This window comes from Legionella tunisiensis, assembly GCF_000308315.1.
In the GTDB taxonomy this organism is placed as follows: Bacteria; Pseudomonadota; Gammaproteobacteria; order Legionellales; family Legionellaceae; genus Tatlockia; species Tatlockia tunisiensis.
Genome location: NZ_CALJ01000017.1, coordinates 1 through 10,504, shown reverse-complemented (window position 1 = coordinate 10,504; position 10,504 = coordinate 1). Strand labels below are relative to the sequence as shown.

Below are 10,504 nucleotides of genomic sequence, written 5' to 3'. Positions count from 1 at the left end.
ATCTTTTTAATAATCCAACACCTGACACCACGCGACATGTTTTAATCCTTATTCCAGGAAAGTTAAATTAAATTTTAAATTTAGACTGGTTACATTTCGCTCGCTTGAGGGCTTATGATTTGATATTCGAGCATCGCAGCGGAGCATACATATTCGTATGTGAGCAGCGAAGTGCAGAAAATCAAATCATAAGCACCAAGATAGCGAAATGTGAGTTTCTAATTTTGCTCTTGGGCAGGTTCTAACTTATAGGTTTTGTAAACATAAGTGCCTGGCGCATCGACGAGACCTTTAAAGGGCAAGTGAGTAAAGTTAGGGGGATCTATTAGGGAACCAGATTCCTTTCTTAACCATTCTAACCACTCTGGCCACCAGGAATCTGGTTTGTGGGTAGCGTTAGCTAACCATTCCTCTGCTGTTTGTGTAGTACTGTGATTGCGATAGAAACCATATTTTTTGCTGCTTGGTGGATTAATGATACCCGCTATATGACCAGAGCCGCCCAATAAGAACCGTTTTTTACCACGCATTAGTTGGAAGCCTTTATAAGTGGTTTTCCACGGAGCAATATGATCTTTGTGGGTGGAGAGGAAAAAAGTAGGTACATCAATTTTAGTCATATCTAATGGGGTATGATTAAGATGGATTTTCCCGGTTTTACTAGATCATTATGAAGGTACATCCAGCGCAAATATTGCGAATGCATTTTGGCTGGCATATTAGTCGCGTCAGCATTCCAATACAAAATATCAAATGGAACAGGATTTTTCCCTTGTAGATAATTTTTATAAAAACGACCATACGAGGTCATTTGCACGTAGCGAATTAAACGTACTGGCCATGAAGCGCCCGTCGAGAAAACCTTTGGAGTGCATTTCCTCTTCAATACGAACAATTTGCTGTTCATCGATAAAAACAGAGATATCACCAGGGTCGCTAAAATCAATCATTGATGCCAGGAAAGTGGCACTGCGAACCGAGTCGTCACTGTGGGCTTTAAGATAGGCTAACATACAGGCAATTAAGGTTCCGCCGATGCAAAAACCAAGTACGTTGACTTGTTTTACTCGTAATTGCTCCTGAATAATTTCAATCGCCGTCATGGGGCCGTCTTTAAGGTAGTCATAGATACCTTTTTGAGCATAACTGGCATCAGGATTAACCCAGGAAATAACAAAAACAGTAATACCTTGCTCGACTAGCCAACCGATAAATGAATTGTGCTTACTGAGATCCAAAATATAATATTTGTTAATCCAAGGGGGGACTAAAAGCAGTGGTACTGCCTGGACTTTGTCTGTTTTGGCAGTGTATTGGATCAATTCCATCATGTCGTTACGATAAATGACTTTGCCAGGAGTTGTCGCAATATTAACGCCTATTTTAAAGGCATCGGTATCAGTCATTTTAATCAATAAGCGTGACGAACCCGCTTCCATATCGGTTAATAGGTTTTGTAAACCGCGTAATAAATTTTTACCATGACTTTGTAGTGTTTCAGCCATTAATTGCGGGTTGGTGTGCAAGAAATTAGCAGGAGACAAGGCATCCAGGTATTGTCTGGTAAAAAATTGAACTCTTCTGGCGAGCTGCTTATCGCCATAATCAAGATGTTCAAGCATAGAATTCATATGTTCACTGGCTAACAGATAGTGTTGACTCATTAAATTGAAAAAGGGGTTATTGAGCCACTCTTCACCACTAAAGCGGCGATCACTAATAGGCATTGGCTTACCTTCTAGCCAATGACTGAATTGTTCTTGTGCTAAACCTATAGCGTCTTGCCAATAAGCAATTTGCATCTGCAATACTTGTTCAGGATTTTTTAACAAAGTAATTATCAGCGCTTGGTAATCACTGGTTAAATCCATAAATTGCTTAATAAGTCCTGGCATTTGATCAGGTTGCTTTTTAAAGCCCTCCAATAGATTCAGGCTTTTTGCAGCAATTGTTTGCATAATGTCATGAAGTTCTGTGTCGTGGGTCATCCGATCTCCTGATAGCCATTGCTAACCATTTCTATTTTCACGTGTTTTAGATTAATTTAGCAAGTAGGGTACCTATAAATAAACTATAGATGATTCTCCATAAAAAAATGGCCTTACGGTGTATTTTTAAGAAAATTTTCAATGAGGATAAGCAGATTTTTGTTGTTGCAAGAATGCAATACATCGAGCGCTAGGCTTCTCCTTTTTGTTGGTTCTGAGTTACAATTCCAGGAATTTTTCTTTTCTTCGTTTCGAATGCATCTGAAACAGTTAAAACTGGCTGGGTTTAAGTCCTTTGTGGAGCCGACCGTTGTGCCTTTTCCTAGTCAATTAGTTGCTGTTGTAGGACCAAATGGCTGCGGAAAATCCAATATTATCGATGCCGTCCGTTGGGTAATGGGTGAAAGCTCAGCAAAAAACCTGCGTGGTGAGTCGATGACGGATGTCATCTTTAATGGTTCCTCACAGCGTAAAGCTGTAGGGCAGGCCTCTGTCGAACTGGTTTTTGACAACAGTATGGGGCGGCTTAGTGGCCAATATGCTGCCTATCAGGAAATCGCTGTTAAGCGTTTGGTTACTCGCGATGGTGAATCCTTTTATTACCTTAATGGCAGCCGCTGCCGTCGCCGTGATATTACTGATATTTTTTGGGTACTGGCGCTGGTGCTCGCGGCTACTCAATCATTGGCCAAGGAACTATTTCTCGTTTGATTGAAGCTCGTCCTGAAGAGATACGGGCTTATCTTGAGGAAGCTGCTGGTGTATCCAAGTATAAAGAGCGGCGTCGGGAAACGGTTTTGCGTATTACTCATACACGAGAGAACTTGGTACGTGTTGCAGATATTCGTGATGAATTAGATAAACAATTACAACGTCTCGAGCGCCAGGCAAAAGCGGCCGAACGTTATAAATCATTGAAAATAGAAGAGCGGCAGTGTAAATCGGAAATTCTTGCCTTGAAATGGCAAGCATTAACTGCGGAACAAACAGCCAGGCAACGTGAATTAAAGCGTTTATCACTGGATTATGAGCAGCATCAGACCAAAGCAACTGAGGCTTATAAACAAAGTGTTGTGCAGCGAGAAAAGCTGCAAGATGATAATGACACTTTTCAACAAGTGCAGACAAATTTTATCAATTGGCAACAGACATTGCCCGTTTGGAAGAAACAATTCAACAACAGCAGCGGGAAAACAACGTTTAAAGGCCGATCAACAACAGTTGCAGATTGATTGGCAAATGGCAACTAGCCAGTTACAGCAAGATCGAGATATACAAAATGCCTGTGAAGCGTCTTTGCAGGCATTGCAAGAAAAACTACAAAGCGCGCGGATGGAGTTAGCGGTTAAACAGCAGGCCTTTCAAGAAAAACAACAGCAATATACTCATTGGCTTACAGAAACGCAGCAAGTGCAAGTAGCCTTAAGCAAGGTTCGTGGTGAAATTCAAGTGCAAGAGGTTCGTCTGCAGCATCTTAACCAGCGCCGACAACAGATTTTATCGCAATTACAAAAAATTCAAGATGAACAACTGATATTAGCAATAGATGATTTTGTTGCTGAATTAAAAATTCAGCATGAAGATTTAATCAAACTGCAAGCCCAAGTGGAGTTAGACGATCAGCGTCATCAACAAGTCACTGCTGCCAGCTCTGCATTGCGGCAAGAATTGATGGTTATCGAACAAGCACTTCATCAGGCACAGGATGAAGTTCATCGGTTAAATACGCAACAAGCCGCCTTGCTTGCAGCGCAGCATACTGCACTGGGGCGAGAAAACAAGGCTATTGATCACACTGCACAATGGGATACTAAACCTCGCCTTGTAGAAACAATGGTTGTTGATAAAGATTGGCAAGCCATGTGTGAATGGGTGATGGGGGATGGATTACAAGCAATTGTACTCGATTCACTGGACGCGCTGTGGCCCGAAATGAAGCATTTACAAGGCAGCTCCTCTTTATTTGTTAGTCCGGGCCAACGCGGCGAAAAGGCGGATGCATACCCGCGCTTATCCGATAAGATTCAAGGTATACACCCTAACTGGATTTACCATCTCAATAAAATTTATACTGCCTCTAACGTTGAGGAAGCACTGGCTTTTCTGCCAACACTGAAAGACGACGAATCGATAGTGACTCTTGATGGCTATTGGTTGGGTAAAGGTTGGGCTAAGGTAGCTTCATCTGCAGCAGATGAAGAAGGATTGTTGCTGCGTCAAGAAAAATTGACTGTTATTAATAAGGAACTTTTAACTGCTCAAACCCACTTAAATGCTTTAAAAACGAATCGAGATCAAGTTCATACACAGATTAAAGAAAATGACCATCAACTTGAGACTACCAGACAAACACTGTCACTAAGCCGTGAGTCATTAAGAGATTGTGAAGCACAACTACGGCATAAAGAGCGGACTCTAGAGCAAGCTCAAACACGAAAAGATGTTTTAATAACAGAGGGTGAAGAACTTGGTTTGGAATTGGAAGACCTCGCTAGCCAACAAGAAAGCGCTACGCAATTATTACAGGTCCGTATTGAAACCAGTAAACAATATGAGCAGCAACAGAGTGTGTTAACTAATGAAAAGGCGGTGTGGGAATCTGCTCTGTTAGCCAGTAAGCAAGCGGTCGATGAAGGAAATTCAGTATTACAGGCTAGCCAATTGCAGACAGAGCGCGAAACGTTAAAAATTAAGCAACTCAGCGAGAATATCCAACGTGAAGAAGCGCGTTTAGAGATCTTGAATGAGCGACTGGAGCTATTGGCAAACCGGTTACTTGAATTAGATAACCCTGATCTAACATTAAATACGACTTTAAGTGAGAAAATTAAACAGCATGATGAACTGGAAATAACTTTAAGTAAGCTGCGTGAGAATTTGAGTACCCTTACGCAAGAATTAGAAGCCAGTGACGTGTTGGTTAGAAGTGAAGAAAAATTAGCTAAAACAATCCAAGAAAAAATTCAGCAGGAGCAAATGCAAGAGCAAGCTTTAGCTGTTCGTGCCAGTGGCGTCATGGACGTGTTAATGGAGCTTGATAGTCAAGTCGAATTATTGCTTGCGGCCATTCCAGAAGGCGTTACTCAGCTAATGCGTGAGCAAGCTTTACAGGATATTATGGATAAAATCCAGCGGTTAGGTGCAATTAATCTGGCTGCTATTGAAGAATATGAGAGTGAGTTGCAACGCAAGCAGCATTTAGATGAGCAATATCAGGATTTGATGGAGGCGTTGGCAACACTTGAGGCTGCTATTGAAAAAATGGACAAGGAAACCCAACAGCGGCTCCAAGTAACTTTTGATGAAGTGAACACCTCATTTCAAGCACTTTTTCCTCGTCTTTTTGGTGGCGGGCGTGCCATGTTGGAGTTGACTTGTGATAATCTGTTGGAAGCGGGTATCTTGGTAATGGCACAACCTCCTGGCAAACGTAATAGTACTATTCATTTGTTGTCCGGAGGAGAAAAAGCGATGACGGCAGTTGCTTTGGTTTTTGCCATTTTCGTTTGAATCCCTCTCCTTTTTGTATGCTGGATGAGGTAGATGCACCGTTGGACGATGTAAATGTAGGTAGATTTTGTGATTTAGTAAAAGAAATGTCACAATTCGTTCAATTCCTCTTTATTACTCATAATAAAGTAACCATGGAATTGGCAGAGCATTTGATTGGGGTAACGATGCGGGAGCCAGGTGTCTCACGTATCGTTGCAGTTGATGTGGAGCAGGCCTTGTCTATGAGTGAGTCTTCGTCCTAGGACAACGATAAGCTCTTTAACAGAGTAGGAGTAAAACATGCAGGCAAATTGGAGTCTTATCCTTAATGTACTGTTACTCATTGGAGTTGTAATTGCTATTGGACGGTTGATGAAAGCAAGACGCCAAAATTTATCCCCAGTCAGTTATAATCCTTCATTGGGAATGGCAGAAAATAAACAGTTTGATGACATTATTGCAGTACGCAAGATTAGTACATTGCAAAGCGAGCATGAAGATCTTGACGATATTGCTATCCAAAAAACATCAGCCAATACAGAAGAGGTAGACGAGGAAAAGTCGACCGCATCTGCCAGTGAGGGTGGTAAATCAGTCATGATGTTTTTGTTGGCAAAAGAAAATCGTCAATTAGCTGGTTATGAATTATTGCAAACAGTCCTTGCTGCTGGTTTGCGTTTTGGCGAAGGACAGCTATTTCATCGCCATCAATATTCCAATGGCCAAGGTCCTGTGCTGTGTAGTTTAGCGGCTGCTACAGCGAGTGGTGTTTTTGATTTACAGAATATCGGTGCTTTTAGCGTACGCGGTCTTTGCTTGTTTATGCAATCCTCTGGTAATCCTACGATTGATGCTGAGCGCTTTGCCATCATGTTGGAAACTGCGAAACAGTTAAGTGATGGGTTGGATACCTTTTTACTTGATGAGCAACGACAACCCCTAACGGATGCCAGTATTGCTTGTTATCAGCGTTTGTTAAATATCAAAGAACCTTATGAATTACCCACCTTGGCTTAAAAGAGAGGAGGGGCAGTTCAGCTTACAGATCAATGTTAAACCAGGTAGTAGGCAAAACGCAGTAAAATTGGATCCAGCAGGGGGGGTGCAAATTTGTTTGCAAGCCAGTGCACAGGATGGTAAGGCCAACAAGATGCTGATTCAGTATTTGGCAAAATTGCTGCGGCTGCAGCAAAAACAGATTGTTATTTTGCGTGGGGCAACCTCACGCCTAAAAGTACTCCTGATTAAAGTTGCAGCAGATGAACAGGAAAAATCAATACAGAGATTGCTAGATTCACTGCCCTAATCATTCATCAATAGATTCTTTCCAAATTCGGCTGTGATGGGAAATTGCTGTGTCAAACAGTGCTCGAAGCGCCTCGCACCTTCCTTCACCGCAGCGCACCATAAGTAATAAGTCTCACCGTTGATGCGCAGTTACTGCGCATCCATATGCCATTTATCGGATGGTCTTGGCTCACGTGTTTAGTTACGGCCTTAAAATGGGGACCGTACTTGATGCACCATTGGTGTACCGTTTCATAGCTTACCTCGAGCCCTCGATACAGTAATCGCTCCAAGACATCTCGGTGGCTATTATTAAACCGGTGATAACTCCATACCGCAATGCTGGTTATCTCTAGGGATAGTGATATCTTGCCGGCTTATCTTGCAACTATGTCAATAGAGAAAAGTGTAACGCGAAAGGTAATTTGATGGTGTCCTCATAGGGGCTGCCGAATTTACATTTTTTAATCTCAATGTATAATAAATGCCTATTTTAATAGAAATAAGTGCATTTTTAGATGAGAACAAAAGCGAGATTTTATATTGGGATGGGACCTTGACTCTGATTTTTTGCGACAAAACCGAACAATCCTTAGCGTATAAATATTCATGTAGGTTATCACTTACACTATCTACTTAGTTTAAGTTTTGACCTAAATTTTAGAATTAAAAGAATTTCGTTAATTGCCCCACTCTTTTTTATGCTCTCCATTTAATTGGAAATTCAGGTTAATAAAAACAAACAGGATGACGATAAACCAAATCATGAACTGTGTTGGCCAAAAGAATAAGGTCATATACTTATTGAGATTTTTAACCAAATCGTTTTTTGTTTGAGTTTCAACTAAAAATGTACGAATGATAAACAGCAAAAGTTTAATGAAAGAAGCAAAAATTTTTGTTCGCTATCGAAAGAAATACAAAGTAACTACAAACAGCAATCATAAAAAACCGGTCTATGAAAACGTCTTAAATAGGCAATTTCATAAAAATGAGCCCAATAAAGCCTATGTATCAGATATTACCTATATCTGGACTCAGGAGGGCTGGCTTTATTTAGCCGTCGTTCTGGATTTATTTTCAAGGTGGCATGGTGCCGTAATGTATTTTTTAGGGCAATACATCCAATAAGAGATATAATTTCAAGCGTAATTTGGTTCGGATTTTATAGAATGTTTTATAGACGTTAAATCCACTCTGGCCGGTTGCAATAATAATCAGTACACTAAGCTTTTAACAATCTATGAAGACTATGAACTTAAATACTATTGCTGCACTCTTTGATAATCCTTCCGTCGAACAGATACCGCTTACAGGGATATGCATTGATAGCCGTCAGGTAAAGCCAGGCGATTTATTCGTTGCTTTGCGTGGAGAACGTTTTGATGGCCACGATTTTATTGAGGAGGCCGTTGCCAATGGTGCAGTTGCTATACTTTGCAATCAAGCGAATCCCAAAATAAATGTCCCGCAGTTGGAAGTGTCTGATACCTTACAGGCGTTAGCAAGAATCGCTAGTCATCACCGTCAATCGATTACCTGCCCGATCATTGCATTAACTGGTAGTAACGGCAAAACGACAGTGAAGGAAATGATCGCCTCTATTTTACCGAAACCAGCCCATGCTACTCCGGGAAATCTGAATAATCACATTGGTGTGCCTTTGACATTGTTGCAATTAAAACCTGAGCATCGCTATGCCGTGTTTGAGCTTGGAGCAAATCATCCCGGAGAGATTGCTTATACAGTCGCGATGGTCAAACCACAGGTTGCGTTAATAAATAATATCGCTCCGGCTCATATTGAAGGTTTTGGCTCCATTGATGGCGTTGCGCGTACTAAAGGGGAAATTTATCAAGGACTTGCTCCTAACGGCACTGCTGTTATCAATGATGATGATGACTATGCTCATTTTTGGGATGCGTTCCTGACAGATAAAAAAGTTCTTCGTTTTTCTTTAACAAAGCCCGTTGATGTGTATGCACGTGATCTCTCTTTCAATCAACAGGGCTGTGCAACCTTTACTTTGGTTCTTCCTGGCGGCCAAGCATCGCTTACCGTAAAAATCCCGGGTGAACATACTGTACGCAATGCGTTGGCTGCAGCGGCTTGCTGTTATGCTGCAGGGATTTCTTTGACTGACATTGTCCAAGGTTTAAGTCAATTTAATGGCGTTGCCGGGCGAATGACTTTTTATCCGGAAAGAACCAATCCCTGGTTATTGATGATACCTACAATGCCAATTTACGTTCTGTATTGACTGCAGTTGATGTGTTATCTAAACGACAAGGTCGTCGTATTCTCGTCTTGGGTGATATGGGCGAGTTGGGGGCCTGGACTCAAAAGCACCATGAAGAAATTGGCCAGGTTGCCCAGCGTCAAGGTATTGATTTGCTGATGACTTGTGGGGTGCATAGCGAACATACGTCTAAAGCGTTCGGTTCGGCAGCCAAACATTACAAAAATCAAGACGAGTTGGCGCAAGATTTGCTCACTAAATTAGATGCGAACACGACGGTGTTAGTAAAGGGGTCGCGCTCTTCAGCGATGGAAAAAATTGTGCGCCAATTGGTGGGTTGAATGAACTAGTTTGTGGTATGCTTGGCAATTTTTTGCGCGGTCTCAACACTGCTTGGTATACAGGTAAATGAAATTGGAGCGTTACTCTAAGTTCTACCTTTTATTTTACCTGTTGATAGCACTTAATTTTTCTTTGACGAGAGGTACAGATAACATGCTTTACTGGTTAACGCAGCTATTACAAGGACAGTATCATGCGTTTAGAGTGTTTCAGTATTTAACATTCCGTTCTATTTTAGCCGCACTAACTGCTCTGCTAGTCGGGCTTTTTTGTGGTCCTTTGATGATTCGTTGGTTGCGAAATCTACAAATTGGTCAGATGGTTCGTGATGATGGACCTAAAACTCATTTGTCAAAAGCCGGAACCCCTACGATGGGGGGGGTACTCATTTTGTTGGCCATTCTTGTAAGTTGTCTATTCTGGGGTGATTTACGGCAATCGGCTTTGTGGCTGGCTTTATTAGTAACGACGGGATTTGGTATTGTTGGATGGGTTGATGATTATCGCAAAGTAGTCCGTAAAAATAGTAAGGGATTACCAGGCCGTTGGAAGTATTTTTGGCAATCCATGATTGCTCTTGCTGCAGTTTTCTATCTTTATTGCAGTGCTGATATTCCAGTAAGCACGCAATTATCGGTTCCTTTTTTCAAAAATTGGTTTATTGCACTTGGTCCTTTATTTCCTGTGCTTGCCTATTTTGTAATCGTAGGAAGTAGTAACGCGGTTAATCTGACAGATGGTTTGGATGGCTTGGCTATTATGCCTATTGTGATGGTTGCTGGTGCTTTGGGTATTTTTGCTTACGCAAGCTCGAATGCACTGTATGCTCATTATCTGGCTATTCCGTTTGTACCCAATACCGGTGAGTTGACTATTTTTTGTTCATCTATTGTTGGCGCAGGTCTAGGTTTCCTCTGGTATAACAGCTACCCTGCACAAGTATTCATGGGTGATGTGGGATCATTGGCTTTAGGGGCTGCCTTAGGCATTGTGGCAATTGTTGTCAGACAAGAATTAGTACTCCTGATCATGGGTGGTTTGTTTGTTATTGAAACAGTATCAGTCATTTTGCAAGTAGGGTATTTTAAATACACGGGTGGAAAACGTTTGTTTCGTATGGCGCCTCTGCATCACCATTTTGAACTGAAAGGATGGT

Annotated in this window: 7 protein-coding genes and 3 pseudogenes; 9 read left to right on the top strand and 1 reads right to left on the bottom strand. The window is 41.6% G+C overall.

All coding sequences use genetic code 11. From position 1 onward, the window contains the following. Positions 1–218: 218 nt before the first annotated feature. Positions 219–1,988 (bottom strand): annotated as a pseudogene (locus BN58_RS21045) (PHA/PHB synthase family protein). A gap of 141 nt (positions 1,989–2,129) precedes the next feature. On the opposite strand from BN58_RS21045, the gene BN58_RS32355 reads away from it, so the two are divergent. The 9 genes and pseudogenes from BN58_RS32355 to mraY all read left to right on the top strand — a co-directional run. Next, positions 2,130–2,699, top strand: coding sequence for an AAA family ATPase (locus BN58_RS32355; RefSeq protein WP_232220249.1), 570 nt, complete (start codon positions 2,130–2,132; stop codon positions 2,697–2,699). Next, the gene (locus BN58_RS32350) at positions 2,636–3,220 is read left to right on the top strand and encodes a hypothetical protein (RefSeq protein ID WP_232220248.1); all 585 of its coding nucleotides are present in this window, start codon (positions 2,636–2,638) and stop codon (positions 3,218–3,220) included. Before BN58_RS32355 ends, BN58_RS32350 begins: the two co-directional genes overlap by 64 nt. Positions 3,221–4,565: 1,345 nt before the next feature. Next, positions 4,566–5,743: pseudogene (locus tag BN58_RS38200) on the top strand (chromosome segregation protein SMC); the annotation flags it as partial. Positions 5,744–5,780: 37 nt separating this feature from the next. Further along, a complete protein-coding gene (locus BN58_RS01215; protein WP_019215272.1) occupies positions 5,781–6,497 on the top strand; it encodes a cell division protein ZipA C-terminal FtsZ-binding domain-containing protein in 717 nt (238 codons plus the stop codon). After that, the gene (locus tag BN58_RS21035) at positions 6,475–6,786 is read left to right on the top strand and encodes a DUF167 domain-containing protein (RefSeq protein ID WP_019215271.1); all 312 of its coding nucleotides are present in this window, start codon (positions 6,475–6,477) and stop codon (positions 6,784–6,786) included. The genes BN58_RS01215 and BN58_RS21035 overlap by 23 nt, the downstream gene beginning before the upstream one ends. Before the next feature lie 848 nt (positions 6,787–7,634). Further along, positions 7,635–7,853 (top strand): annotated as a pseudogene (locus tag BN58_RS01200) (IS3 family transposase); the annotation flags it as partial. A gap of 166 nt (positions 7,854–8,019) precedes the next feature. Next, entirely contained in the window at positions 8,020–9,027 is a 1,008-nt protein-coding gene (locus BN58_RS21030; protein WP_232220245.1) for a UDP-N-acetylmuramoyl-tripeptide--D-alanyl-D-alanine ligase, read from the top strand. After that, on the top strand, positions 9,024–9,347 hold the full coding sequence (locus BN58_RS32335; protein WP_232220244.1) for a glutamate ligase domain-containing protein: 324 nt from the start codon (positions 9,024–9,026) through the stop codon (positions 9,345–9,347). Before BN58_RS21030 ends, BN58_RS32335 begins: the two co-directional genes overlap by 4 nt. 154 nt (positions 9,348–9,501) lie before the next feature. Next, positions 9,502–10,504, top strand: a 1,003-nt coding sequence (gene mraY, locus BN58_RS01190) for a phospho-N-acetylmuramoyl-pentapeptide-transferase (protein ID WP_026069174.1), incomplete at its 3' end; no start/stop codon positions are given.